Consider the following 26101-nt stretch of genomic DNA (forward strand, 5'->3'; position numbering starts at 1 on the left):
CGCAAGAACACCGCCGCCTGCGTTTCTCTTTCCAAATCAACGATTTCAAAGACCAATCCCGGAAACCCGGAGACACTGTTTAACGCCGGTGTCCGGCGGAGGCGGGGATTTAGGCTTGAGGGCTTAAGGCGTCAATAGGAGATTCACAGTGGAGTGAAAAAAACGCCGGTTTGCGGAAAGTTCGGCACTGGCGGCGATCATGAGTTCTTGCGGAACGGCCTTGCAGCCCATTGAGCGCTAGTCAGGCCGCGGGGCTTTTTGGCAAAGTCCCACGAACGGACTGAGTGAGAAACCGCACAAACATCGCACGCTCCTCCGGCAACAGATGGCTGAAGGCCTCAGTGTCGTGTCGTCAGCGCTATCCGCCAGCAGGGGAACCGGCCCTAGCAACTTAGTCTCTGCGAACCGCGAAGCGCCCTACCCGTCTCGCTTCAGGCAATGGCAGCAGTCCAGGCGTTCGCCGCCTCGGTGCGGAACCGATCTGCGGCATCGATAGATGTGCCAAAGAGCACCCATTCCCTCAGTATTTGTCCTTGATCGATCTCTGCCCCACGGGTGATCGCCCGCCTGCGACCATCATCTCGGTGTAGTCCTCGAACGACATGCCGGTCATCGTCGCAACGCCTTGGGCGAAGCTGATCCCGTCAGCGAAGATCAACTTGGCCAGGAAGTAGATATTGCCGCCGAGTTCGATGGCACGGTTATAATCCCTTTTCAGAACTGCCTGGCGTTGATCTGCCGTCATCGGCCATTGGTCGAGGTAGGCTCGCTCGTCCGCCTTGAAGGCCTCCCGGTTGACCGGTTTCATCAGACTCATGGCGAACTGGTTGAGGTGATAGCCCTGCCTCGCGCGCGCAGCGGTGAATATCCGGGTACCCGGAATGTCTTCCAGTTCTGCCAGTTCGGCTTTCAGGTTTCGGGCGGTGATCACGTGAGGGGATTTTTCATCTGAGGTCTCTGTCTGATTGCCAAGCAGGAGCGAGCGATTGGAACCATCAAGTTCCGGCACAATTGGATCCAATAGTTGACCATTAGCCGACATAGAGCTCATATTGGATACAATATGCCCCGCTCCTGGCCCTGTCGAGACCTCCCCATGGAAAGCCTGCCCGCCACTTGGCCCCGAAATGCCTGGTATGTGGCCTGCACACCCGACGAGATTGCTGACAAGCCACTGGGCCGACAGGTCTGCGGCGAGCGGATGGTGTTGTTCCGAGGCGAAGAGGGTGCCGTTCGTGCCCTTGAGGACTTCTGCCCCCATCGCGGAGCACCCTTGTCCCTGGGCTTCGTCCGCGATGGCCGGCTGGTCTGCGGCTATCACGGTCTGACGATGGGCTGCGACGGCCGGACAGCCAGTATGCCCGGTCAGAGGGTCAGTGCGTTTCCTGCGATCCGAACCTATCCGGTCATCGAACGGCACGGCTTCATCTGGGTCTGGCCGGGAGACGCTGACAAGGCCGACGCCAGCGCGCTTCATCCCCTCCCCTGGGCCGAAAGTCCCGACTGGACCTACGGAGGCGGCCTGTTTCACATCAAATGTGATTATCGTCTGATGATCGACAACCTGATGGACCTGACCCACGAAACCTATGTCCACGCATCGAGCATCGGGCAGAAGGAGATCGATGAGGCCCCCGTGAATACCGAGGTGTCGCACGATGAGATCATCACCAGCCGATACATGGAAGACATCACGGCACCCCCGTTCTGGGCCATGGCGATGCGGGAGGCTGGCCTGGCCGAGGATAGTCTGGTGGATCGCTGGCAAGTCTGCCGGTTTTCCCTGCCCAGCCATGTGATGATCGAGGTCGGGGTCGCCCTGGCCGGCCAGGGTGGCAAGAACGCACCGGCAGCGGTCAAGGCCTCAAGTGTCGTGGTCGATTTCATCACACCCGAGACAGAGACTTCGCACTGGTATTTCTGGGGCATGGCCCGGAACTTCAAGATCCAGGACGAAGCCCTGACCGAGAAGATCCGGCAAGGCCAGGGAGCCATATTCTCGGAGGATCTGCAGATGCTGGAACAACAGCAAGCCAATCTGGACCGTCACAAGGACCGCAGATTGCTCAAGCTCAATATCGATGCGGGCGGAGTGCGATCGAGAATGATGATCCACCGCGCTGTCGCGGCCGAGGCGGCTGCTGAAGTGACTGAGGCGGTGGCTTGACGATGATTTTGGCGCGTGTCGCCTGCGCGGGTCGGCTCGCGCCCTCCGGATACCACCATGATTGACTCACTGGCCGCTGAAGCGGCTTGCACCCGATTGATATTTCAGTTTGCGGCTGCGAACGATGCCCGGCGTTGGGAGGACGCTGCAGCACTGTTCGTTGAGGACGGTCTGTTCGCACGGCCCACCGCGCCCGACCAGCCAGTCGTGGGTCGGACGGCGATCCTTGCCGCGTTTCAGGCGAGGCCGCCTCGGTTGACACGCCACGTGGTGTCCAACGTCATCGTGACGACCGAGTCCGAGACCGAGGCACATGCCCACAGCCTGATCCAGCTGTATTTGGAGGATGAGAATGGCCAGGCGAAGCCCCCTCTGATCGGGGAGTTCCACGACAGGCTCGTTCTTGTCATGGCCGGCTGGCGATTTCGCGAGCGCAGAGGCGCGCTCATTTTCCGATCATGAGCCAGCGGCCCAGCATTGACAGTCGCCCGGCCTTTGCGCGTGTCTGATCGAATGTCAGACAAGCCGATAGCGACCCGAATCCGGCAGATGATCCTTCAGGGTCAGCTCAAACCTGGAGAGCGACTGACCGAGACTGGCCTCGCCGAGCGATTGGGTGTTTCTCGCACACCGATCAGGGGCGTGCTGCCGTCTCTCGCAGCCGAGGGGTTTCTGACGACCGTGGGCCGCCGTGGTTTCGCGGTCGCCGCGTTCAACGACCGCGAAAGTTTCGAGGCCCTCGAACTGCGTGCCCTGCTGGAGGGCCAGGCCGCCCGCATGGTCGCCCGCAACGGCCCGTCAGCAAAACTGCTGGCACAGCTCGAACTCTGCCTGAAGCAGGGAGATGCACTGTTTGACCACAGCCGGCCCGACCACGTGGACCGGGACGCCTATGGTGAGATGAACGAGCGGTTTCACACCTTGATCGTGGAGGCGGCTGGATCACCGCTGCTGGAGGCTATGATCGAGCGGCTGAATCACACCCCCTTCGTGGCACCGTCGGTCCCGGTCTTCAATGACACCGAGGGCGAAGCGACGTTCACCCTGCTGTTCCGGGCGCACGGGCAACATCACGCATTGGTCGAGGCCATTCGCGAACGGGATGGTACCCGCGCCGAGACCCTGTTTCGCGAACATGCCTTCGCCCAGCGCCAGAGCCTGTCGGCGCGAGACGCAGGCAAGACCTCGGAACCGTCGCCCGTCCGCCCGGTGTCGCCACGACGGCGCGCGCCGATCGCCCAGGGTCGCCGCCCGCTGACTGCACTTGCCTGACTACTTCGCAGGAAAATCATGCCCATCTCTTTAGCGGCTCCTCCGCTCTTTCTACCGGGACTGCTCTGCAACGAGCGAATCTGGGCCCGGCAGCTCGAAACTTTTGCCGCCTTCAATCCGGTCGTGGCGTGCTACGGACTGAGCCGCTCGCTGACGGAAATGGCCGAGATCACTCTGGCCGGCGCGCCGCCCCGCTTCTCTCTGATCGGGCATTCCATGGGCGCCCGCGTTGCCCTTGAAATCCATCGCCAGGCCCCCGAACGGATCGAGCGGCTGGCGCTGCTCGACACGGGAGTTCACCCGCCTCAGCCCGGAGAAGCCGAGAAGCGTTACGACCTCCTCGATCTCGGGAAACGCGAAGGCGTGGACCGGATGGTCGATGTCTGGCTTCCGCCGATGGTGCATCCCGATCGCCAGACCGACCCGACCTTGATCGGCCCCCTGCACGCCATGGCGACGTCGATGGGTCTGTCGGTGTTCGAGGCCCAGATCGAAGCCCTGCTGGGGCGACCGGACGCAGCGCCTCTGCTGTCCTCGATCGAGGTGCCGACGCTTGTCGGAGTTGGGCGTCAGGACGTCTGGAGCCCGCTGGCCCAGCACCAGGCCATCGCCGCCGGTATCCCCGGTGCCACCCTGTGTGTGTTCGAGGATAGCGGCCACATGTCCCCGGTCGAGGCGGCCGATCAGGTCAATGCTGCCCTCAAGGTCTGGTTGACCGCAGACTGAAACATCAAAGGCCGGAGCACTGCGATGCGCTCCGGCCTCCGATCCTGTCTCACGCCAGAACTTCGTTGTCTGGCCTTGCGATGCAGCCGCCTACATCTTGAACGATACGCGAAGGCCGAACGTCCGGGGCGGCCGAAGCTGATTGTAGATGGTGCCGGCCTTGGCCGGGCTCTGGAACGAGTTTGCAAACACCAGCTCGTCTTCGATGTTGTTGACGAAGCCGGTGACCGCCACACCACCTGACGGTGCCTCCCAGGTCACACGGGCATTCGACATCATGTAGGCGTCCTGCCGTCCGAGTTCGAGATAATCGATCGAAAGGTACCGCGAGGATTCGAGCCGCGTATCGGCCGACAGGATCAACCGGCCGCTGTCCCCGAGTTCGAGCGTCTTTTCATATCCGAGTTGCAGCGACCATTTCGGCGCGTTCACCAGCGGACGCCCGGAACAATCGACGTTGTAGATCCTGGCCGCAGCACTGGCCCCGGTCTGGGTGGTCGGGGTAACCGCACAACCGATGGACGGCGCAGCCCCGGTCGTGGAATAGGCCTGGTACTTCAACTCGTCATACTGAGCGTCCAGATACTGAAGATTGGCCGAGAACAGGTCCGTTCCGGTGGGCTGGAAGACCATTTCCAGTTCAGCGCCCGCGATCGTCGCGGCCCCGGCGTTCTCGGTCAGGAAGATCGGCCCAAAGACCGGACCACCAGGGGTTGAGGCGACCTGGACAGGCCCGAGGTGCGACACCTGCTGGTCCTTATAATCCCAATAGAAGGCCTCGGCATTGAGCTGCAGCGTATTGTCCAGAAAGCGGTTCTTTGATCCCAATGTGAACGCCGTCATGTTCTCGGGCGCGGAGAACCCGTTGACCTGTGCGGGGAACAAAACCCCGGATTTGAAGCCCGTCGCAACCGACGCGTAAAGAAGCGACGATGGGCCTGCATCGAACTCGATCCCCGCCTTGTAGGTGACCTTCTCAAACTCGATTTCCGCGTCCGTGTCGCTGCGAATGTCGAGAATGATCGGACGCAACGGGAATACGCCGGCGACAAAACCTACAAATGGCAGGGTGTGAGCTTCGGTGACCTGGCCCTTGGTATCCTTGGTGTAGCGCAGCCCACCGGTGACCCGGAACCGATCAGTGACACTGTATGTGCCCTGGCCGAACAGGGCGACGCTGTCGGTTTTCAGATCCGAAAAGATACGCGTACCGTTGCTGCCCTGATCGAAGTTCTGGTTGGCATCGACCGATTCAGAAAAGCCGTAGGCACCCACAACCCAGGTGAGATTGCCGACGTCGCCCGCGAGCCGGGCCTCCAGCGAGGACTGCTCGGAGTTTTCCTCGACGTCGATCAGGAAGCTGGAGGCGAAACTGCGGAAGTCGAGGTCCGTCTTGCGATAGGCGGGGATGACCGTCAGCCGGGCAAACCCGAGGTCCGCGTTGATTGTCGTGGCGATCCCCAGGAAGGTGTTGTCCTGATAGCCATTGGCGTCGGCAATGACCTGAGGCACGGGCGTGGTCGGGGTACGGGCGACGTAGGCCGCGACGACGCGGGGATCGCTCGGTCCCAAGCGATTGTCGCCGTCGAGCAGGGGCATGATCGTGCCCCCCGAACCCATGCCGCCGACGTTGGCGTAATCGATCGAGAGGGTGGCGTTGACCGCATCGTTGAAATCACCGCGTAGCTGGCCGCGAACGGCCCAGGTGTCTTCATCGTCGTAGCCGTCGCTGAAATATCCGTCGTGCTGGGCCACCTGCCCGGCCAGGCGGAACGCAAAGCGATCGCCGAGTGGCAGGTTGATCGCGCCCGAGGACTTGATCGCGTCGAAGTTTCCGTACTCCGCCGTCAGGTTACCGCTGGTCTCGCCGAGACGGGGCTTGGCGGTGATCACGTTGACCGCGCCGCCCGTGGCGTTGCGTCCGTACAGCGTGCCTTGCGGCCCTTTCAGAACCTCCAGGCGCTCCAGGTCGTAGAAGAGGCCGGCCGGCGCTGCGGGGCGAGACAGGTAGACGCCGTCAAGGTTGAACGCGACACCCTGCTCGGCAAAAGCGTTGGCACCGAACGTACCCACGCCGCGCAGGTAGATCTGGGTGAACGACGCCGCAGGGGCGACCTGTAGCGCGGGAACGAGGCGGGTCAGATCCGTGGCCTGAGTGATGCTTTGTTCGGTCAGGGTTTCGCCGGCGACGGCACTTACCGCGATGGCCGCGCGCTGGAGGTTTTCCTCACGCCGCTGGGCCGTCACGACGATATCTTCCAGTCCGGTATACTGATCGTCGGACTGTGACGGGTTGGTTTGGGCATGAGCCGCAAACGGCATGATCGCACAGGCCATCGCTGCGCCTGTCAGCAGGAACTTCTTCACGGCATCCTCCCCGGATGATTAGAGCCTCTGCTCTGCGGCAGATCGAACTTGACCGTGGACACCCGACATCCATTTGTGAAATCATTTGTTTTGATTGGAATGGGCCAATCCCATGGATACATGAGATGCGCTTCAAAGGTCTTGATCTCAATCTGCTGGCCGCCCTCGACGTGCTTCTGGAGTGCCGCAGCGTCTCGCGTGCGGCTGATGTACTCAACCTGAGCCAACCGGCCGTCAGTGCCGCCCTGGGTCGATTGCGGACCTTCTTTGGAGACGAGTTGCTCACAACCCACGGCAAGCGGATGTATCCGACGGCCTACGCCGAAGCCTTGATGCCCCAGGTGCGGGATTGTCTGAAGGGGGTCGAGCTCATGATCTCGTCTTCAACAGTGTTCGACCCGTCGACGAGCCAGAGGACGTTCCGGATCATCGCTTCGGACTATGTCATCGTTGCCGCCATGGTTCCGCTCATTGCGAGACTGGTTGATATCGCCCCGGCTGTTCGGCTGGAGATGGTTTTGCCGAATGAGGTGAGCATCGAGCATGTCGCCCAGGGCAAGGCCGACTTGCTGGTGACGCCGCAGGATTTCACATCCCCGGATCTCGCGAGCGAACTTCTGTACGAGGAGCGTCACGTGGTCGCTGGATGGTCCGAAAACCCGGTGTTCAAGAGGGCTCTGACCGAAGAAGACGTCATGTCGGCCGGTCACGTCGGGGTCGCCATGGGCAACGCTCGCCTCGGCGTTTTCAGCGACAAGCATTTCATGATGCTGGGCAGGGATCGACGGGTGGAGGTGACGACTGCCTCCTTCACCACGGTGCCCTGGTTACTGAAGGACACGATGCGGCTCGCGGTCATGCATGAGCGGCTCGCCCAGACCATGAGTGCCTGGTTTCCAATTGCCTATGCACCCCTACCGTTCGAGATTCCGCTCATGCGCCAGATGATGCAGTTTCATACGACCCGACGAAGCGATGCGGGTCTGGCCTGGTTGAGAGAGGAGCTTCGCAACATTGCGACATGATGCATCGGCGTAGCTGATACATTTTGATCCAAACAATAACATTTACAGATGTCGAAGCAGGCTGTCTTTTGGTCAGACCAGGCTCTCAGGAAGAGGAGCGAGGGAGGATCAAGCGGTGCAGTCACTCAGTATTCTGGTTATCGGCGGCGGCATCGGCGGACTGACGTCCGCGATCGCGCTGTGTCGCGAAGGCTATGCCGTCGACGTCATCGAGAAGGACCCGACATGGTCGGTCTATGGCGTCGGGATCATCCAGCAGGGCAACGTCATCCGCGCGATGAAGGACCTTGGCATCCTCGACGACTACATCGGGGCGGGCTTTGGATTCGACCACGTCGATGTGTTCATTCCAACAGGGCAGCAGGTCGCCCACATCCCGACCCCCAAGCTGGTCGAGGGCTATCCATCCAACGTCGGCATCGGCCGTAAGGCCCTGCACAAGGTGCTGGGGGATCGGGCCAAGGCCGCCGGTGCCGACATCCGCCTTGGGCTCACGGCAGTACGCCTGGACGACAACGGCGAAGGTGTCGACGTCACTTTCAGCGACGGGACCACGGGCCGCTATGACCTGGTGATCGGTGCCGACGGACTGTATTCCACCACACGCGCTGAAATCTTCCCTGACGCACCATCTCCCGCCTTCACGGGCCAGTCGGTCTGGCGCTACAACCTGCCGCGGTCGCCGGATGTCACGGGCCTGTGCGCCTACGAGGGGCCGATCGGAATCGGCCTGGTGCCGCTATCCGACGCCATCATGTACATCTATGTGACGACGCCCGAGCCGGGGAATCCCTGGTACCCGCGAGACACCCTCGCCACGGCGATGCGCGCCAAGCTGGACCGCGCGATCTCGCCTGCGATTGTCTCGCTCAAGGACCAGATCACCGTTGATGACGCGGTCGTCTACAAGCCACTGGAATGGGTCTTTCTTGAGGGCGACTGGCACAAGGGTCGGGTGGTGCTGCTGGGCGATGCCGTCCACGCCACGACCCCTCATCTGGGACAGGGAGCGGGGATGGCCATCGAGGACTCCATCGTCCTGGCCGAAGAACTTGCCCGCGCCGACACCATCGAGAGCGCCTTCAGCGCCTATCGCGACCGCCGCTATGAACGGTGCCGTTACATCGTCGAGGCCTCGCGCGCGATCTGCGAGGGCCAGATCGGGACCGGGCCGCTCGTCGAAAACGCCAAGGCGACCCAGGACATGTTCCGCGTCGTCGCCCAACCCATCTGAGTTCAAGGAAGCATACCGTGGCGAGAGTCAGCGATATTCGATACGTCGGTTACGGCGTCAGCGATCTGGAGGCAGAGCGCAAATTCTACACCGACACCTGGGGTCTGACCGAGGTGAGCGAAAGCGATGGCATGGTCCACCTCGCAGCCCAGGGCGACGACGAGTTGTTTGTCGTTCGGTTGCGCGCTTCGGATCGCAAGCAGATAGATGTCATCGCATTTGCTGCCGACAGCCGTGCCGATGTGGACGCCTTGCACCAGCAGGTCACCGATGCCGGGTGCAAGATCGTCTTCGCCCCTCGTGATCTCGACACCCTGGGGGGCGGCTACGGCTTTCGCTTCTTCAGCCCCGACGGCTTGCCGTACGAGATTTCCAGCGATGTCGCGCGCGGACCCTCGCGTGAACTGGTCCGCTGGGAGGGTATCCCCCAGAAGATCAGCCACATCGTCCTGCATTCGCCCAATCACAAGGCCGCAGCGGCCTTCTTCGTCGATGTGCTGGGCTTCAAGGTCAGCGACTGGCTGGGCGATTTCATGGGCTTCCTGCGCTGCAACGAGTGGCATCACCGCATCGCCGTTCTGCCGGGGCCGCCCTGCCTCAACCACGTCGCCTACGACATGTTGAGCGTCGACGACATGATGCGCGGCATAAGCCGCCTGAAGACCCAGGGCACCGACATCCAGTGGGGACCGGGCCGACACACGGCCGGCAACAACACCTTCAGCTATTTCGTAACCCCCGGCGGCTTCACCGTGGAATATACGTCCGAGCTCGAAAAGGTCGATGACGAGACTTGGGTCGCACAGGTCCATACCCCGAGTGCGACGACCATGGATCAATGGGGCATCGGCGTCGGTGGGCCCCAGACCATGCCCCACCCCGAGCCGGATGCCGGCCTGTTCCAGCCGGTCGGAGTCTGACGCATGGCCCTGTTCGAATACTTCCCCAACTACGTCTGGAACCTGTCGGTCGCCATCGCCCTCGAGAGCGGCGGCCAGATCGGCGAAGTCGTCGACATGTGCCAGCCCCTGCTGGATGCGGCGGCCAAGGGCGAGGACGCGGGCACGCTTCAGTTCGCGGAACAATGGGCGAAGAAGGCCGACACGTTGATCGAGCTCGCCGACGAGGATGTGGCGCGTGGGCGGTCCTTTTCGGCCGGGACCAAGCTGGAGCGGGCGTCGCTGTATCTGCTCTGCGCGGAGCGGATGCAGGGCCATGGCCATCCCGGCCGTGAAGCCACCTTCGCCAAGGCGCAGGATGCCTTCAAGCGCGCCATGATCCTGGGTGACACGGGCGTCGAACGCGTCGAGATTGCCTACGAAGGCTCGACCTTCCCGGCCCTCTTCTGTCGTGCGCCTGGCGAAGGGCCCAAGCCTGTGGTCGTCTATTGCAACGGTCTGGATAGCTCCAAGGAGCTGCTCTACTGGAGCAAGCTGCATCAGGCGCTGGCCCGGCGCGGCATCTCCACTCTGCTGGTCGATCAGCCCGGTACCGGCGAGGCGCTCCGGCTCAAGAATCTCCCCGCCACGCCCCATTCCGAGCGCTGGGCCACGCCTGCGCTGGAATGGCTGCTCACTCAGCCGGATATCGATCCCGATCGCATCGGCATGACCGGCATCTCGCTGGGTGGCCACTATGCGCCGCGGGCCGTGGCCTTCGAACCCCGCTTTGCCGCCGGGGCCGTCTGGGGCGCGAACCACAACTGGGCCGAGGTCCAGCAGAAGCGACTGCGTCGCGAGGGCGAGAACCCCGTTCCCCATTACTGGGGTCACGTGATGTGGGTGTTCGGGGCCTCCGACATGGACGATTTCCACGCCAGGACCCAGGACATGACCCTGAACGGCGTGATGGAAAAGATCACAGTCCCCTTCCTGGTCACCCACGGTGAAAAGGACCGCCAGATCGGCCTTGAATACGCCCATCAAAGCTATGACCAGCTGACAAACAGCCCCAGCCGCGAGTTGAAGATCTTCACTGCCCGCGAAGGGGGCGTCGAACACGTCGGGGCAGACAACATGTCCTTCGGCCGCGACTTCATTGCCGACTGGTTCGCCGAGACGCTCGGCGGGCGGACTGGAGCGTGAGGTCATGAGCTCGTTGAACGCCTACATCGCCCGCGAATCCGCCATCGGTTCGGTCATCAATCTGGTGATCGGCTCGGCCTTCTTCCTGGTGGTCTTTCGGGGTCAGAGCGATCCTGCGGTCTGGGGGCCTGGTGGCCTGATCCTGGACTGCCTGCCACAAGGCTTCATGATCGGGCTGATGAGCATCATCCCGGCCATGCTGATTACGCGCACCCGAGTGGCCAAGGGATTGTCGCTTCCGGTCCCCTCGCCGACGCGAACCGTCCTTCCGTCCAACCCCTTCCTGCGCGGAATCCTGGTGGCCCTTGCCAGCATGCTCTGCCTGGTCGGGGTCGCTGCCGCTCTCGCCTCGACAACGGGCGCTCAGAGCCTGCCTTTCTGGCCCGCATTCGTCCTGAAGGCCCTGCCCGGTATCGCGGTCCCCTGGATCGTCTGTCCTTCGGCGATCAAGGTTGCCCTGATCCCGCGCGCCGCATCCGTGCCGATTTCAAGCTGAGGAGAGGCCCATGTCTCGTCGCTTCGTCGATCTGTCGATCTATCTGGAAAACGACGTCATCACCGATCCGCCCTTCCTGCGGCCCAAGATCACCTATGAGACCCACGACGAGACCGTCGAGGGCATGAAGTTCTTCTTCAAGGATCTCGAGGCCAAGGATCTTCCCGGCGGGCAGGGGTTCGCCGCGGCCGAATGGGTCACCCTGACCACGCACAACGGCACCCATCTGGATGCGCCTTGGCATTTTCACCCCACGATGGACGGGGGCCAACGCGCCATCACCATCGACGAGGTGCCGCTGGAATGGTGCTTTCAGGCCGGCGTCAAGCTGGACTTCCGCCATTTCGAAAACGGCTACGTCGTGACGGCAGCCGACGTCGAGGCCGAACTGGCCCGTATCGGCCACACGTTACAGCCGCTGGATATCGTCCTGGTCAACACGGCCGCCGGTGGCGCGATCGGCAATCCGGACTTCGTCAATATCGGCTGCGGCATGGGCTATGAGGCCACCATGTATCTGCTGGAGCGCGGCGTTCGAGTGACAGGCACCGACGCCTGGTCGTGGGACGCGCCGTTTGTCTACACGGCCCAGCGGGTGGCCGAGACGGGCGACACGTCCCTGATCTGGGAAGGGCACAAGGCGGGCCGCGACATCGGCTATTGCCACCTGGAGAAGATGCACAATCTCGAGGCCCTGCCGCCTTTCGGGTTCACCGTCTCCTGCTTTCCGCACAAGATCAAAGGCGCCTCGGCAGGCTGGACTCGCGCCGTAGCCATCTTCGAGGATGACGCCGCATGAGGCTGGCGACGGTATCCAACGGGTCTCCGGACGGCACCCTGATCGTCGTTTCCGAAGACGACACCCGCTTCCTGACCGCGCCCGATTGGCCGACGCTTCAGGCCGTGCTTGACGACTGGGCACGCGCCGAGCCTGAACTGAGAGCCCTCGGGCACCTGCTGGATGCCGGCGACGGCGACACCGTGAGCCGTGACCGTTTGCTGGCCCCCCTGCCCCGCGCCTGGCAATGGCTGGATGGCTCGGCGTATCGAAGCCACGGCGAGTTGATGGAGCGGCTGTTCGGCTCTCCGCCCCCGCCCCCGGAACGGCCCCTGATGTACCAAGGGATGTCGCACCGGTTCCTGTCGGCGACGGAAGACGTGATCTTGCCCCGGACCGAAGACGGTATCGACTTCGAGGGCGAGTTCGGCGTGATCACCGATTTCGTCCCCATGGGCGTCACGCCGGATCAGGCGATGTCCCACATCAAGCTGATTGTTCAGATCAACGACTGGTCCCTGCGCGTCCTGGCCCAACCCGAGATGAAGACCGGGTTCGGCTGGGTCCAGGCAAAGCCCGCTTGCTCGGTTGCCCCATTCGCCGTCACGCCGGATTCATTGGGCGAGCACTGGCGCGATGGGCGAGTTCACCTGCCGCTACGGGTAGACTGGAACGGCGAATGGTTCGGCGCGCCCCAGGGTGGCCTGATGGGGTTCGGCTTTCACGAACTGGTCGCGCACGCGGCCGGAACCCGCGACCTTTGCGCCGGAACAATCATCGGATCAGGCACGGTTTCCAATCCCGATTTCCGGGAGGTGGGCTCCAGTTGTATCGCCGAGCGGCGCGGCATCGAGATGCTGGACGAGGGACAGGCGAGAACCGCCTATATGCAGTTTGGCGACCGCGTGCGGATGGAGGCGACGCTTCCAGACGGGAAGACACTCTTCGGCCAAATCGATCAGGTGGTCCGCGAACCCAACACATGATCCGTCGCGGTGGCAGAATTGGCATGACCAATATTCTATTGCATGCTATCTGGAATGGGTTCGGAGGTGGTCAGAGTGCATGGCTCCTGCCCGCGGTCACCAAGTTCTAAGCGCCGACCGCTGATCTTCATTTTCGTTTGGGAAGCCAATGACAGCCGTTCTGCTCAGCCGCCGGACCCTCCTTTCCGCAGCCGGTCTTTCCACGGCTGCACTCGGCACTGTGGCAATGGCTCAGGCGAATCTGCCACAAGGACGCAGCTGGCCGACATCCTGGCCCGCCGCCGGCCCAGACCTTGCGGGAACCCCCGCCGCCCCGGTCGTCATACCATCGGCACCGGAACCCCAGGGCATCATATCCGACGCCAGCTTCCCCCTCTGGCCCGAAGGCCAGATGCCCGACACGGCCCACACCGATGCCGCACGCCTGGTTCTTGAGCGGGGTGCACCCGGCGGCCATGACCGGGCTATTCTGCACGTCAACCAACCCTTTCTCGAAGTCTTCCGTCCGGCGGTGCCGAACGGCGCTGCGGTGATCATCGCGCCCGGCGGCGGTTATTTCCGGTTGGCGATCGACAAGGAGGGTGCGGCCCCGGCGCGGCGACTGAACCAGTCGGGCGTCACGGCCTTCGTGTTGAACTATCGACTTCCCGCTGATGGCTGGGCCTCGGGCTACGACGCGCCGGTACAGGACATCCAGCGCGCGATCCGACTGGTTCGGGCGCGCGCCGCGACCTGGAACCTCGACGTGGCCCGCATCGGTGTGATGGGATTTTCAGCCGGCGGAAACCTGGCCGCCGCCGCCGTGACGCGTTTCGACGATCCTGTCTATGCGACCATCGACGCCGCGGACCGCCTTTCGGCGCGGCCGGACTTCGCCTGTCTCTGCTATGCCGCCATGAGCATGGGCAATCGTCCCCAGGGCGACGCCAGCCCCGGCGACCTGCGCCCGCTGGACCAGCGCGTCCGATCAGGTCTGCCGCCCGTCTTTCTCGTGCACGCGGCCGACGACGACACCGTGCCGGTCTCCCACAGCCTGGCCATGTTCACAGCCTGCAAGGCCGCTGGCGTCCCAGTCGAGATGCACGTCTATCAGGAGGGTGGGCACGGGTTCGGGCTGTCCCTCCCCGATGACCGGCCTGCATCGCATTGGCCGGACGCCTTCGACACCTGGGCCCGCAGAACCGGAATCTTCGGCTGACGATCCAGGCCGCCTTACCTAAAGCGCGAGCGACCGGGCGTAGCGGGCGCGGGTCGAGGCGATCGCAAGGCGAGCGGTAGCCAACGCCTCCTCTTCGGTGGCGAACAGCAGATGTTCGATAACCTGGCCCAGATGCGCGCGCATGGCGGACCTGGCCCGGACGGAATCATGAGCCCTCAGGGCTTCGACAATCGCCTGATGTTCCTCAACGACGGGCCGCACGTTGGCGGTTCGCGCCTTGGCGTGAAGCAAGGCGCACTCCGGGGCTTCCGACCTCAGCCTCCACAACTCTGCGACCATGTGGACGACGGCGGCGTTTCGGCTGGCCGAAGCGATGGCCATGTGGAAGGCCCTGTCGGCCGTCTCGCTGACGCCGGGCCTGCGGTTCTCATCCTCGATCTGGCGAACGAGTTCGTCCAGTTCCGCCAGCTCCTCATCCGTGATGAAGGTCGCAGCCAGACCGGCCGCCTCGCCCTCCACCAGCAGACGCGCCTCGGTCAGTTCGAAGGCCGAGACGCCGAAGCCGGGCTGATCCCGGTCGCCGGGCAGTCGCATCACATAGGCGCCCGATCCGATCCGGACCTCGATCAGCCCCTGAACTTCAAGCGAGATGATCGCCTCGCGCACTGCCGGACGGCTGACGCCATACTCGGCGGCGAGCTCGCGCTCGGCCGGAAGGCGATCGCCGACCTTGAACTTGCCGGAGGCCAGTTCGTCGAACAGCTTGCGCGCCAGTTTCTGATACAGCCGGTCCGGCTGCACGGACTGCTCGTCGGGCTCACCATCGACGGCCGGACGGGTCGCGATCGGGCGTGCAGACATCAGAATTCCAATAAAAGGCCTTACCAGTTCAGGGTGACAGGCCACCCTGTCGTCGTCAATCGGCCGCCTCGCCTTCAGTTTCGCGCGATTTCGATCCCCGAAACGATCGCGTCCCCCGTTCTGGGCTGGAAACGAAGCGTCAGGATACCGTTGCGTACCGTGACCCGGACTTCCCGCTTGAGTTCGGTCAGCAAGCCGCCGGACAGGGCACGGATATCGATGCCGTCCAGAACGGTCTCACCATCGGCCAGGACATCGAACACCCTTTCTCCGACATCGGCCTGGGGTTCGACGAAAGTCAGGGTGACCGTATAATCGCCGTCGGCCAGCGGTACGGCGTATGTGAATGTGCCGCTTCGGAAGGTGCGGGCCACGTCCGTATCGGACCCGACGATCGGTCGCGGCGTGGCCGGTCGCCCATAACCGGCAGGCGGGATGTCGGTTGTGCCCGCCATACCCCCCTCGAAGAAGGTGTCCGAGCCAAACCGACCATTCGACGACCGGGCCGCCATCAAGGCCCCGCTGTCAATCCGGACGACCCGGGCCGCTTCGTCAGCCAAGATCCATTCGACCTCATCCTGCACCGGTCCGTCGGCGAAACTGGCTCGCGCAACGACCCGGTTCTGGCCGGGAGCCAGCTTGATCCGCCAGCTACAGGTGGACTGGGGGCAGGCGGTCCTGACACCAACGCTCTCGCCGTTGACGAGCAGATCCGTAGACGCAGCGTTGCTGTAGACGCTCATGTCGACGAACTGGTAGGCCCGGTCGGCATAGCGGCGCCCGTTGATATGGACCGTGGGCGAACCGCTCCAGTTGGCCTTGTAGAAATAGAAGGCGTCCTTGCGGACTGCCCGGTCATAGGTGACCAGGCCCTTTGTGTTGATGTCGTCGGCGTCCCCTTCGCGGCGGATGGTCGTGGCAAAATCGAAGCCGACCCAAAGCCAGGTCGCCCACAGATAGGATCGATCCTTGATCTGGCGCCAGTTCTCTTCATGAACCCAGGATTGGTACTCCTCTGGTTGGCTGCGACCACGCATATCGACGGGGCCACCCAGAGGGTTGTCTGTGTGCATGGTGACGGCACCGCCGGCACCGTATTCACTCAACGAAATCGGCTGTTCGGGCCTCAGATTTCGGAACCGGTCCAGATGCGCGCCCAGTTCATCGGGTCGCCCATAGTACCAGCCGAAATACCGATTGGCACCGTTCAGGTCTGCGGCGACCGCCGTGGTCGGCACAGCGGCGTCTGCGGCAAAAATCCGACCCTCGCAGCAGTTGGCCAGTGCCGTCGGGCGCGAGGGATCGAGCCTCTTTGCCAGGTCGTCAAGCCTGTTCAGCAGCGGTATGGGGTCGGGCGGGACGACCGACACGCCACCGGTCAGAAATCCGGGCAGTGAGTTGCCGAAATCGACCTCGTTGGCGATGCCCCAGGTCATGACCGAAGCGTGGTTCTGGTTCTGGCGGATCAGCTCGGCCAGCTGCTGGTCGGCGTCGGCCAGCAGAGCCTCTGAGGGCTCGGCCGCGCCGCCGTTGGTCCAGGCGGACACCAACGGGATTTCGTCCCACAGGATCAGGCCGTAGCGATCGGCCAGTTCGTGGATGACCGGACCATGCTGATAATGGGTCAGACGGATCGTGTTGGCTCCCATCTCCAGCAGGGTCCTGACGTCCTCCTCGATCTGTTCCGGACTGACTGCCCAGCCCTCCCCTTCGCGATCCTGGTGATAGCCCACGCCGCGCAAAGATGTTTGACGGCCATTGAGGAACACCCCCTTCTCGGGGTCGATACGGATCTGGCGAACGCCGAACGCCTGATCATGGCCATCGACCGGCGTGCCCTTGCTGTCCTGGATCTCGACCTCCAGCTGATACAGGTACGGATCCTCGACACCCTGCCACAGCCTTACGTCGCCAAGCACGAGCGACTGTGTCGAGGTTCCACCCTGCCCCGCCTCGATGCGGACGACCTGGGAATCCTGCGCGGCGACACGACCGGCCACGTCGACCAGTCGAGCCATGACCGTCAAGGCTTCAGATTGGGGACCGTCATTCCGCAGCCGCGTCTGGACCTCGACCTCGGCCCGGTCTCCCTCGATCTTCGTGGTGGTCGCATAGACGCCAGGACCGCCAAAATCTTCCATGTCGATGTGGATCGGGCTGGTCCCGATCAGGGTGACCGGCCGGTACAGACCACCGTGAACGAAGAAGTCGCCCTTCAGAGGCAGGACATCCCGCGTCGAGGGGCTGGTGTTCGGGTCGCTGTTGTCCGTCTTCACGACCAGGACGTTTGCCTCGCCGGGCTTGATCGCGGCTGTGGCGTCAAGACGAAAGCGGGAGAACCCGCCCCGGTGATCTCCCAGCCGGATGCCGTTCAGCCAGACTTCGGCGGTGCGGCTGGCCGCGTCGAACTGGAGCCAGGCCCTCTTTCCCTCCAATGTCGACGGCGGCGTGAAAGTCAGCCGGTACCAGCCGACCCCTTGCGTCTTGTTGATCGTGTCGGCGGTGTTCGGATGCGGTCTGGACGTATCGAGGTAGTTCCCGACGCGGTTCCAGGTATGCGGCACCTGAACCTGTTCCCAGGCCTGGTCGGCAAAGTCGGGCTGTTCCGCACCCTGAAGACCATCGTCCTGGCGGAACCGCCATCCCGTCGTCAGTGGCAGCGCGATCCGCAAAGTCGAAGCCTCAGCCGGGCGGCTCGCCGAAACCGGGGCGACGGACCCGCCGAGCGCGATCGGAGCCGCGCAGGCGGAAAGCACGCCCGCTGCCGCAGTGACCAGAAGAAGGGCTTTCATCATCAGCTCCGAAAAGACTTACTCAGGACAGGTCAGGCGGCTGGAGATTGGATGCCGTCGCCAAGACGCGCCGGCGCGTATTTCGGCGAGATCACGTGGATCAGCAGCAAGGCCAGCAGATAGACCGTGCCGGCCACCACGAAGATGGGCGTATAGGTCCCGATCTTCTCCAGCACCTGGCCGACGTATTTGGAGAAGACCATGCCACCGATGCCGCCCAGCATCCCGCCGATGCCGACGACCGACCCCACCGCCGAGCGCGGGAAGACGTCGCCGGGCATGGCGTAGAGGTTGGCCGAGAAGCCCTGGTGGGCCGCCGTGGCCACGCCGATGATCAGGACCGCGATCCAGACATTGGAGGCGAAGGAGGCGAACATGACCGGCACGGCCAGCAGGGCGCAGATCAGCATGGTAGTCTTGCGCGCCCGGTTCAGGCTGATCCCCCTGTGCATCATCCGCGACGACAGCCAGCCGCCCCCGACCGAACCGACGTCCGACAACAGATAGATCGCCACCAGCGGCGGGCCGAAGGTCTTCAGGTCCAGGCCGTAGCGCTTGCCCAGGAAGTCGGGCAGCCAGAACAGGAACATCCACCAGACCGGGTCGATCAGGAATTTGCCGCCGGCATAGGCCCAGGTTTCCTTGACGGTCAGCAGCTTGAGCCAGCCCACCTTCTCGGCCGGATCGGCCGGGTCCTGTTCGATATAGGCTAGCTCGGTGGCTGACAGACGCTTTTGGTCGCGTGGCTTGCGATAGACCAGCAGCCAGATCGGCAGCCAGATCAGGCCCAGCAGGCCGGTGATGACGAAGGTCATCTGCCAGCCGAAGGACAGCACCAGGGCGGGCACCAGCAGGGGCGTGACGATCGCGCCGATATTGGTGCCGGCGTTGAACAGGCCGGTGGCCAGGGCGCGTTCCTTCTTCGGGAACCACTCGGTAACGGCCTTGATCCCGCCTGGGAATCCGCCGGCCTCGCCGACGCCCAGCAGCATCCGCGCCATGATGAAGTGGGTCAGATCCCGCGCACCGCCGTGCAGGATGTGGCCGACCTGCCAGATGGCGAAGGCGATGCCGAGACCGAACCGGGCCCCGATCTTGTCCATCAACCGGCCCCAGATCGCATAGAACAGGGCGTAGGAGGCCTGGAACCAGAAGACGATGTCGGCATAGTCGGTCTCGGACCAGCCGAACTCGGTCGACAGGGTGGGCTTCAGCACCCCGATCATCTGACGATCAACGTAGTTGATCACCATGGCCGCGAACAGCAGCCACATGATCAGCCAGCGGTACTTGCCCGGCGACGGCGCCTTGATCGAGATCGGGCCCGATTGACCTGACGTGGAATCTGCAGTCATGGCGGGTACTGACGTCCTTCGCAGCGAGACGCGGCCGATTGGCCGTCATGTCCCCAGTTTCCGCGTCGTGCGAGAGGCGGACCGGAACACGCAGTTCCGATCCGCCGCATACGCCGCCGCGTTCTAGAAGCTGACCCGGATGCCAGCCTTGAAGGAGCGGCCAAGCAGGTCGTAGTAGGCCGTACCAAACGCCGGTTGAGGCGGCTGTTTGTCAAAGACATTATCGACGTTGAAGAAGATTTCGCGCTTGTTCTCGTCGCCCAGATCGTAGCGAACGCCCAGATCGAAGTAGGAGACGGCCGCGATCATGTTGTCGTTGATGCTATTGACCAGGGCAGGACTGTAGGCGTCCGAATCCGGTCCGATCAGCCCCTTGTTCTGACGGCTTTCGGCAATGAAGCGCGCGGCCGCATTCACGGACAGGCGTTCCAGTTCATAGGATACGGATGTGTTGACCAGCCATTTCGGCAGACCCGCCGTGCCTCCGAACTGAGCTCCGGTCTGGCCCGCACGGTTGATGCCGTTCGGGAACAGGGCCGAAACATCCGTCGAGGTCCGGAACTCGAAGGTCCGGGTCGCCTGAAGGTTCAAGCCCACACGGCCCACCAGTCGGTCGCTGAAGTCGCCGAGATCGCGACGATAGTTGGCCTGGATGTCGACGCCAGTGGTCTTGAACGCCGCGACGTTCGCGGTTGTCCCGACAACGGCCGTGATCTGACCGGTCGCGAAGTTGTTGCCTGCAAAGGTGATCAGCGAGCAGTAGGGCCCGTTGTTGTAGACCCCACCCGGCAGGCAGTTGTTGATGACGGTCTGGGGAGAGGTCGAGGTGATCGCATCTGAAATCTCGATGTCGTAATAGTCGGCCGACAGTTTCAGACCCTGGATGAACTGCGGCTGATAAACCACGCCAAACGTTTGGGTCGTCGATTCTTCAGGAATCAGGTTCGGGTTGCCCCCGACCGTCACGCCTGCTCCGTTTGTTATCGGTGCGACGCCTGGCCTTGGGTCGGCGGGTAGAGGAAGCGAAGGCGTAACGGGCGTGAACAGTTCCAGCAGGTTGGGGGCCCGGATGTCGCGCGACCGGGTCGTGCGCACGGTGATCTCCGACGTCGGTTCCCAGGTGAGTCCCGCCTTCCAGGTCGTGACCTGGCCGGAGGTGCTGTAGTCCGTCACGCGAACTGCACCGTTGAAGTCCAGCGACTGGGCAAGCGGCACGTCCCTGAGCAAGGGCACGATCGTTTCCACATAGGCTTCCGAGACGGTCTGCTCGACCCTCGGCAGGGCGCTACCGCCGGCCGTCAGAAAGCCGCCAGCCAACGAGATCGGGTCTGCCGTGACCTTGAGCGACTCGATCCGGTGCTCCACGCCCACACCGATCGACACCGGACCCGCCCAGGTCGAGAACGGTTCGCCTTGAAGATTGGCGACGACCTCACGCAAACCGGATTCGCTGGTCCCCGAGGCGGTGCCCAGCACATAGGCCGCCGCTTGTGCCGACGGGTTGGCGCGCCCCAGAATGTTTAAAGGCACGCAGCCAGCCGCACGCGCCGCCACATTACGGCAGACCGTCACCCCGCCTACCGAGATCGCGTCGATGGCATTGCGGAAATTGGTGCTGAGGAAGTTGTTGGTGATCGTCCGGTCGCTGACGTTCGAGGCATATGTGAACGCTGCGTCCCATTTCCACGTCTCGCCGAAATGGCCGCGAAGACCGGTCTGGAGCCGCACCGTATCCTTGACAATATGGCTGACGTTCGGGCCGAAATCGCTGCCGATATAGCCGATCGAGATGCCATTGGCGGGGACCAGCGCGTACTGGGCCGGGGTCAGGGCCTGTTGCAGGAAGATGTTGTCGCGAGCGATGGACAATGCCGGCCCCGCCCCTGCGCCATCACGGCGCACCAGGATCACGCCGTCGGCTGTCGCACGGGAGACGAGCGGCTCGATGTAGGCCGAGATGTTGTCATTCAGGTCATAGGTCAGCTTGGCCAGAAAGTTGACGCGGCCGATCTCGGGCCTCAGTTGCTGGAGGTTGCGATGATTGATTCCCGCAGCGGCGTTGGCGGCCAGGGCGGCGTCCGTGAAGACATCCAGCGACGTGCCCAGATTGCCGTAGAGCCCGGGCGTGAAGGCGGCCGTGGTCACCGTCCCATTGGGCCCCGGCACGAAGGCCAGGCCTCGCAGCCCCCCCGCCGTGACGATCAGACCGCCTGAGGTCGCATTCCCGAACAGGAGGCTGGAGTTCGGTGCCACGACGTTGGCAGCGATCCCGGAGGGGCGGACCGGGAAGGGGTTGTTGCCCACCGCCTCGCGACCCCAGTCCCGGTCATTGTAAGGGGAGGTGCCGTCGTCCTGATTGTACTCGAGACCGGCAATGATGTGTCCGCGCCCCTCGGCGAAAGACCGCCCCCCAGCAACGCTGGCGAAATAGTTCTGGGCGTCACCGTACTCGGTCTGACCATACTGGACCGTCGCGCGAACGCCTTCCATGCGGTCATCGAGGATGATGTTCACGACACCTGCCACGGCATCCGACCCATAGGCGGCGGATGCGCCGCCGGTCACGACATCGATGTTGCGGATCAGGGCCGTCGGAATGACGCTCAGATCGGTGGCACCGGGCGTATTGCCCTGGCCGGGAATGTTGGTCTGGGCCAATCGCCCGCCTTCCAGCAGCACCAGGGTTCGCGCCGGCCCAAGACCCCGCAGATCAACAAGGAAGGCCCCCGTGTTGCCGATGCCCCCGGCGGCCGGAGTGACACCTGCACGGAACGAGGGAATGCGGTTCAGCGCGTCGCCCAGGTTAACCGTCGCCCGCTCCAGCAGAACCTCGGCACTGACGACCGTGGTTGGTGTCGGGGCAGAAAAGCCGTCACGTGCGATCCGTGAGCCAGTCACCACGACATCGTCCACCGATGCCTCCTGCGGCACAGCCTCTGCTGAAGGCGCGGTCTGGGCCATCGCTGCGGGTGCCAGCGCAAGCGCGCTCACGGCGGTCAGGCCAAATCTGTAGAGTGCTGAACGCATATCGGTCTCCCCTGATGTCACCTGGGTCTGGCCCGGGTTTTGTCGTTGGGGTCAGAACTGACCTAGCCAATATCGACTGTCAACTCATTATTGGCTGTACCAAAATCGAGACAATCGCTTTCGATGCCCTTAGCCTCACAAATTCCACAAGTTAGGCTCAGAACATATCCCATGCCAAAGCAAGGGCTACCGCCTTCGCTGAAATATTTGGCATGACCAATCTGGATTTGTCTGATGAAACTGCTAGACCGCGATCAAAGATTGAGGAAACGCGATGAAGATCGAGTCGGCAAAAGTCATTGTCACCTGCCCGGGGCGCAACTTCGTGACGCTCAAGATCACGACGGATCAAGGGGTCTATGGCATCGGGGACGCCACCCTGAACGGACGCGAGTTGTCCGTCGTGTCCTATCTTGAGGACCACGTCATCCCCTGCCTGATCGGCAAGGATCCACGGCGAATCGAGGACATCTGGCAATATCTCTATCGGGGTGGTTACTGGCGTCGCGGCCCTGTGACCATGTCAGCAATCTCGGCCGTGGACACGGCCCTGTGGGACATCAAGGCCAAGATGGCCGGAATGCCCCTCTACGATTTGCTGGGTGGCAAGAGCCGTGAGGCCGTCATGGTCTATGGCCACGCCAATGGCATTGACCTGTCCGAGACCGTCGACGAAGTCGGCCGCTACATCGACATGGGCTACCGCGCAATTCGCGCCCAGTCCGGTGTTCCCGGCATCAAGGACGCCTACGGGGTGGGTCGGGGCAAGATGTATTACGAACCGGCGGATGCAGCCCTGCCGTCCGAGACAGTCTGGGACACCCGCAAATACCTGAACTTCGTGCCCAAGCTGTTCGACAAGCTGCGCGACACCTACGGCTTCGACCACCATTTGCTGCACGACGCCCACCACAGGCTGACCCCGATCGAGGCAGGCTCCCTCGGCCACCGGCTCGAGCCCTATCAGCTGTTCTGGCTGGAAGATGCGACTCCGGCCGAAAACCAGGAGGCGTTCAAGCTGATCCGCCAACACACGACGACCCCGCTGGCCGTCGGCGAGATCTTCAACACGATCTGGGATGCCAAGGATCTGATTCAGAACCAGTTGATCGACTATATCCGGACGACCGTCGTCAGGGCCGGCGGCATTACCCACCTGCGCCGGATCGCCGACTTCGCCGCGATCTGGCAGGTCCGGACCGGAAGCCATGGTGCCACTGACCTGTCCCCCGTCACCATGGGCGCGGCGCTTCATTTCGATGTCTGGGTCCCGAACTTCGGCATCCAGGAATATATGCGCCACACACCAGAGACCGATGCGGTCTTTCCGCACGACTACACCTTCGACAAAGGCTTCCTCTATCCCGGCGAAACCCCTGGCCACGGCGTCGATATCGACGAGGTCGAGGCCGCCAAATATCCCTACAAACCCGCCTACCTGCCCGTCGCCCGGCTCGAAGATGGCAGTATGTGGAACTGGTAGTGACCCATCCCCTTCGCCTGCATCCCGACCGTCTGTTCCCTGTCGATCCCGACACGCGCGGCATGGCACGGCGGCTGTATGCGCAGATCAGGGATCTGCCGATCATCAGCCCCCACGGGCACACGGACCCGTCGTGGTTTGCGCTGAACGAGACCTTCGCCAATCCGGCCGAGCTGCTGATCACGCCCGACCACTATGTCTTCCGGATGCTGCATTCGCAGGGGATGGCGATGGAGGATCTGGGGGTGCCGCGTGCCGATGGCGGGCCGGTCGAGACCGATCCGAGGGCGATCTGGCGGCGGTTCGCGTCGAACTACCACCTGTTCCGGGGCACGCCGTCGCGGATGTGGCACGACTGGGTCTATGCCGAGGCGTTCGGCATCGATGTGCGGCTGTCGGCCGGGACGGCGGACCACTATTACGACGTCATCGACGCGGCGCTGAAGACCGAGGCGTTCCGGCCACGCGCTCTGTTCGAGCGGTTCAACATCGAGGTGATCACCACGACGGAGTCGCCGATCGACACGCTCGAACATCACAAGGCCATCGCGGCCTCGGGCTGGAAGGGTCGGGTCCTGACCGCCTATCGCCCCGATCCGGTGGTCGATCCTGATTACGAGGGCTTCCGCGACAATCTGAAGGTCCTGGCCGACCAGACCGGCTTCGACACGATGACCTGGGACGGATACCTGGACTCGCTGCGGGCGCGGCGGGCCTTCTTCGCCTCGATGGGGGCGACCTCGACGGACCACGGCCACCCGACCGCCTTCACCGCCGACCTGTCGAAGGCCGATGCGCAGGCCCTGTTCGCGCGGGTCTCGACGGCACCCGCGACGCCGGCCGACGCCGAGCTGTTCCGGGGCCAGATGCTGACCGAGATGGCGGCCATGTCGGTCGAGGACGGCTTGGTCATGCAGCTTCACCCCGGATCTTTCCGCAACCACTCGGCGACGGTGTTCGACCGCTTCGGCCGCGACAAGGGCTGCGATATCCCGACCCAGACGGATTACGTCCGGGCGCTCAAGCCCCTGCTGGACAGGTTCGGGTCGGATACGCGGCTGACCCTGATCCTGTTCACCCTGGACGAGACGTCCTACAGCCGCGAACTGGCCCCGCTGGCCGGTCACTATCCGGCGCTGAAGCTGGGGCCGAGCTGGTGGTTCCACGACAGTCCCGAGGGGATGCGCCGGTTCCGGGAACAGGTCACCGAGACGGCGGGCTTCTACAACACCGTCGGCTTCAACGACGACACCCGCGCCTTTCTGTCGATCCCGGCCCGGCACGACGTGGCCCGGCGCATGGACTGCGGCTTCCTGGCCAGACTGGTGGTCGAGCACAGGATGGAAGAGGACGAGGCGCATGAACTGGCCCACGCCCTGACCTATGGTCTGGTCAAGGCGGCCTACAGGCTGTGAGCCGGCTCAATGATGCGGCCCTGTCGCGCCTGCCCGCCGACGTCGCCCGGCCCGGATACGACCGGGCGGCGGTCAGGACCGGGGTGGTCCACCTGGGTATCGGGGCCTTCCACCGGGCGCATCAGGCGGTGGTGTTCGACGACGCCCTGGCCAGCGGCGACCTGCGCTGGGGCGTTCTGGGGGCGTCGCTGAGGTCGCCCTCGGTGGCGGAGCAGCTGAACCCGCAGGACGGCCTCTATACCCTTGTGGTGCGCGACGGGGCCGAGGAGCGGCTGAGGATCATCGGTGCCGGCAAGGGGGTCATGGTCGGGCCGCAGGACCCGGCAGCGCTGGTCGCCGCCATGGCCGATGCGGACGTCCACATCGTCACCCTGACGGTGACGGAGAAGGGCTATCGGCTCGATCCGGCGACGGGCGCACTGAAGCTGGACGACCCCGAGGTGGCCGCAGACCTGACCGACATCTCCCGGCCGATCACGGCGCCCGGCTTCATCGTCGCGGCGCTGAAGGCGAGGAAAGCTGCGGGCCTCAAACCCTTCACCGTCATCAGTTGCGACAACCTTCCGCACAACGGCAAGCGGATCCGCGCCGGGGTGCTGGAGATGGCGCGGCGCATTGATCCGGAACTGGCCGACTGGATCGCCGCCGAGGGGGCCTTCCCCCAGACCATGATCGATCGGATCGTGCCGGCGACGACGCCTGACGACATCGACCGGCTGGAGGCCCGCCTCGGCGTCCGCGACGAGGGCATGGTCAAGGCAGAGCCCTTTACCCAGTGGGTGGTCCAGGATTGGTTCGCCGGCGAGCGGCCGGACTTCATCGCGTTCGGGGTCCAGCTGACCGAGGCCGTCGAGCCTTGGGAGGACGCCAAGCT

Annotated in this window: 21 protein-coding genes; 15 read left to right on the top strand and 6 right to left on the bottom strand. The window is 63.6% G+C overall.

Annotated features, from left to right (window positions below; translation table 11 throughout):
- Window positions 1-520: 520 nt before the first annotated feature.
- Entirely contained in the window at window positions 521-1009 is a 489-nt protein-coding gene (ligA, locus tag JHC99_RS07230) for a protocatechuate 4,5-dioxygenase subunit alpha (protein WP_292152948.1), read from the bottom strand.
- An 87-nt stretch (window positions 1010-1096) separates the two neighbouring features.
- Here ligA and JHC99_RS07235 point away from each other — a divergent pair, with 87 nt between their 5' ends.
- Genes JHC99_RS07235 through JHC99_RS07250 form a run of 4 tightly spaced genes read left to right on the top strand, consistent with a single transcriptional unit; the run spans window position 1097 to window position 4165 of the window.
- Complete coding sequence (locus JHC99_RS07235; RefSeq protein ID WP_292152950.1) at window positions 1097-2167, top strand: aromatic ring-hydroxylating dioxygenase subunit alpha; 1071 nt, start codon at window positions 1097-1099, stop codon at window positions 2165-2167.
- A gap of 57 nt (window positions 2168-2224) precedes the next feature.
- On the top strand, window positions 2225-2629 hold the full coding sequence (locus JHC99_RS07240; protein WP_292152952.1) for a nuclear transport factor 2 family protein: 405 nt from the start codon (window positions 2225-2227) through the stop codon (window positions 2627-2629).
- Window positions 2630-2680: 51 nt separating this feature from the next.
- A complete protein-coding gene (locus JHC99_RS07245; RefSeq protein WP_292152954.1) occupies window positions 2681-3439 on the top strand; it encodes a GntR family transcriptional regulator in 759 nt (252 codons plus the stop codon).
- 18 nt (window positions 3440-3457) lie between these two features.
- Window positions 3458-4165 carry an alpha/beta hydrolase gene (locus JHC99_RS07250; protein WP_366927736.1) on the top strand — a complete coding sequence of 236 codons (708 nt, stop codon included), beginning with the start codon at window positions 3458-3460 and terminating at the stop codon, window positions 4163-4165.
- Window positions 4166-4255: 90 nt separating this feature from the next.
- On the opposite strand, the gene JHC99_RS07255 is transcribed toward JHC99_RS07250, so the two are convergent.
- Window positions 4256-6532 (bottom strand): TonB-dependent receptor, encoded by a 2277-nt coding sequence (locus JHC99_RS07255; protein WP_292152957.1) that lies wholly within the window; start codon window positions 6530-6532, stop codon window positions 4256-4258.
- Between the two features lie 125 nt (window positions 6533-6657).
- Between JHC99_RS07255 and JHC99_RS07260 the strand changes: the two genes are divergently transcribed.
- The 8 genes from JHC99_RS07260 (at window position 6658) to JHC99_RS07295 (ending at window position 14333) form a co-directional block, all read left to right on the top strand.
- Window positions 6658-7557, top strand: coding sequence for a LysR family transcriptional regulator (locus JHC99_RS07260; protein WP_292152958.1), 900 nt, complete (start codon window positions 6658-6660; stop codon window positions 7555-7557).
- Window positions 7558-7672: 115 nt separating this feature from the next.
- Window positions 7673-8791, top strand: a complete 1119-nt coding sequence (locus tag JHC99_RS07265) for an FAD-dependent oxidoreductase (protein WP_292152960.1) — start codon at window positions 7673-7675, stop codon at window positions 8789-8791.
- A 17-nt stretch (window positions 8792-8808) separates the two neighbouring features.
- Window positions 8809-9711, top strand: coding sequence for a VOC family protein (locus JHC99_RS07270; protein WP_292152961.1), 903 nt, complete (start codon window positions 8809-8811; stop codon window positions 9709-9711).
- 3 nt (window positions 9712-9714) lie between these two features.
- A complete protein-coding gene (locus JHC99_RS07275; RefSeq protein ID WP_292152963.1) occupies window positions 9715-10875 on the top strand; it encodes an alpha/beta fold hydrolase in 1161 nt (386 codons plus the stop codon).
- 4 nt (window positions 10876-10879) lie between these two features.
- A complete protein-coding gene (locus tag JHC99_RS07280; RefSeq protein WP_292152964.1) occupies window positions 10880-11371 on the top strand; it encodes a hypothetical protein in 492 nt (163 codons plus the stop codon).
- Between the two features lie 10 nt (window positions 11372-11381).
- Window positions 11382-12170: a cyclase family protein gene (locus JHC99_RS07285; protein ID WP_292152966.1), complete on the top strand. Its 789-nt coding sequence runs from the start codon at window positions 11382-11384 to the stop codon at window positions 12168-12170.
- Complete coding sequence (locus tag JHC99_RS07290) at window positions 12167-13135, top strand: fumarylacetoacetate hydrolase family protein (protein ID WP_292152968.1); 969 nt, start codon at window positions 12167-12169, stop codon at window positions 13133-13135. The genes JHC99_RS07285 and JHC99_RS07290 overlap by 4 nt, the downstream gene beginning before the upstream one ends.
- A gap of 391 nt (window positions 13136-13526) precedes the next feature.
- A complete protein-coding gene (locus tag JHC99_RS07295) occupies window positions 13527-14333 on the top strand; it encodes an alpha/beta hydrolase (RefSeq protein ID WP_292152969.1) in 807 nt (268 codons plus the stop codon).
- An 18-nt stretch (window positions 14334-14351) separates the two neighbouring features.
- Here the strand turns inward: JHC99_RS07295 and JHC99_RS07300 are convergent, their stop codons facing one another.
- From JHC99_RS07300 to JHC99_RS07315, 4 genes are all read right to left on the bottom strand, one after another.
- Entirely contained in the window at window positions 14352-15155 is an 804-nt protein-coding gene (locus JHC99_RS07300) for a FadR/GntR family transcriptional regulator (RefSeq protein WP_292152971.1), read from the bottom strand.
- Between the two features lie 74 nt (window positions 15156-15229).
- A complete protein-coding gene (locus JHC99_RS07305) occupies window positions 15230-17947 on the bottom strand; it encodes a glycoside hydrolase family 2 TIM barrel-domain containing protein (protein WP_292152973.1) in 2718 nt (905 codons plus the stop codon).
- A 32-nt stretch (window positions 17948-17979) separates the two neighbouring features.
- Window positions 17980-19302: an MFS transporter gene (locus JHC99_RS07310; RefSeq protein ID WP_292152975.1), complete on the bottom strand. Its 1323-nt coding sequence runs from the start codon at window positions 19300-19302 to the stop codon at window positions 17980-17982.
- A 123-nt stretch (window positions 19303-19425) separates the two neighbouring features.
- Entirely contained in the window at window positions 19426-22329 is a 2904-nt protein-coding gene (locus JHC99_RS07315; RefSeq protein ID WP_292152976.1) for a TonB-dependent receptor, read from the bottom strand.
- 274 nt (window positions 22330-22603) lie between these two features.
- On the opposite strand from JHC99_RS07315, the gene manD reads away from it, so the two are divergent.
- The 3 genes from manD to JHC99_RS07330 form a co-directional block, all read left to right on the top strand.
- Window positions 22604-23812 (top strand): D-mannonate dehydratase ManD, encoded by a 1209-nt coding sequence (gene manD, locus JHC99_RS07320; protein ID WP_292152977.1) that lies wholly within the window; start codon window positions 22604-22606, stop codon window positions 23810-23812.
- Window positions 23812-25227, top strand: a complete 1416-nt coding sequence (gene uxaC, locus JHC99_RS07325) for a glucuronate isomerase (RefSeq protein ID WP_292152979.1) — start codon at window positions 23812-23814, stop codon at window positions 25225-25227. The genes manD and uxaC overlap by 1 nt, the downstream gene beginning before the upstream one ends.
- On the top strand, window positions 25224-26101 hold an 878-nt coding region (locus tag JHC99_RS07330; protein ID WP_292152980.1), incomplete at its 3' end, for a mannitol dehydrogenase family protein. The genes uxaC and JHC99_RS07330, both read left to right, overlap by 4 nt.

It is taken from the genome of Brevundimonas sp. (genome assembly GCF_016463485.1).
Taxonomy (GTDB): domain Bacteria; phylum Pseudomonadota; class Alphaproteobacteria; order Caulobacterales; family Caulobacteraceae; genus Brevundimonas.

Bases quoted from the DNA above. Each gene is read 5' to 3' on its own strand.
- JHC99_RS07245 (WP_292152954.1), top strand. From the start codon at position 2,681: ATGTCAGACAAGCCGATAGCGACCCGAATCCGGCAGATGATCCTTCAG.
- JHC99_RS07280 (WP_292152964.1), top strand. From the start codon at position 10,880: ATGAGCTCGTTGAACGCCTACATCGCCCGCGAATCCGCCATCGGTTCG.
- manD (WP_292152977.1), top strand. From the start codon at position 22,604: ATGAAGATCGAGTCGGCAAAAGTCATTGTCACCTGCCCGGGGCGCAAC.
- JHC99_RS07260 (WP_292152958.1), top strand. From the start codon at position 6,658: ATGCGCTTCAAAGGTCTTGATCTCAATCTGCTGGCCGCCCTCGACGTG.
- JHC99_RS07305 (WP_292152973.1), bottom strand. From the start codon at position 17,947: ATGAAAGCCCTTCTTCTGGTCACTGCGGCAGCGGGCGTGCTTTCCGCC.
- JHC99_RS07295 (WP_292152969.1), top strand. From the start codon at position 13,527: ATGCCCGACACGGCCCACACCGATGCCGCACGCCTGGTTCTTGAGCGG.
- JHC99_RS07290 (WP_292152968.1), top strand. From the start codon at position 12,167: ATGAGGCTGGCGACGGTATCCAACGGGTCTCCGGACGGCACCCTGATC.
- JHC99_RS07250 (WP_366927736.1), top strand. From the start codon at position 3,458: ATGCCCATCTCTTTAGCGGCTCCTCCGCTCTTTCTACCGGGACTGCTC.
- JHC99_RS07315 (WP_292152976.1), bottom strand. From the start codon at position 22,329: ATGCGTTCAGCACTCTACAGATTTGGCCTGACCGCCGTGAGCGCGCTT.
- JHC99_RS07275 (WP_292152963.1), top strand. From the start codon at position 9,715: ATGGCCCTGTTCGAATACTTCCCCAACTACGTCTGGAACCTGTCGGTC.
- JHC99_RS07300 (WP_292152971.1), bottom strand. From the start codon at position 15,155: ATGTCTGCACGCCCGATCGCGACCCGTCCGGCCGTCGATGGTGAGCCC.
- JHC99_RS07285 (WP_292152966.1), top strand. From the start codon at position 11,382: ATGTCTCGTCGCTTCGTCGATCTGTCGATCTATCTGGAAAACGACGTC.
- JHC99_RS07235 (WP_292152950.1), top strand. From the start codon at position 1,097: ATGGAAAGCCTGCCCGCCACTTGGCCCCGAAATGCCTGGTATGTGGCC.
- JHC99_RS07240 (WP_292152952.1), top strand. From the start codon at position 2,225: ATGATTGACTCACTGGCCGCTGAAGCGGCTTGCACCCGATTGATATTT.
- JHC99_RS07310 (WP_292152975.1), bottom strand. From the start codon at position 19,302: ATGACTGCAGATTCCACGTCAGGTCAATCGGGCCCGATCTCGATCAAG.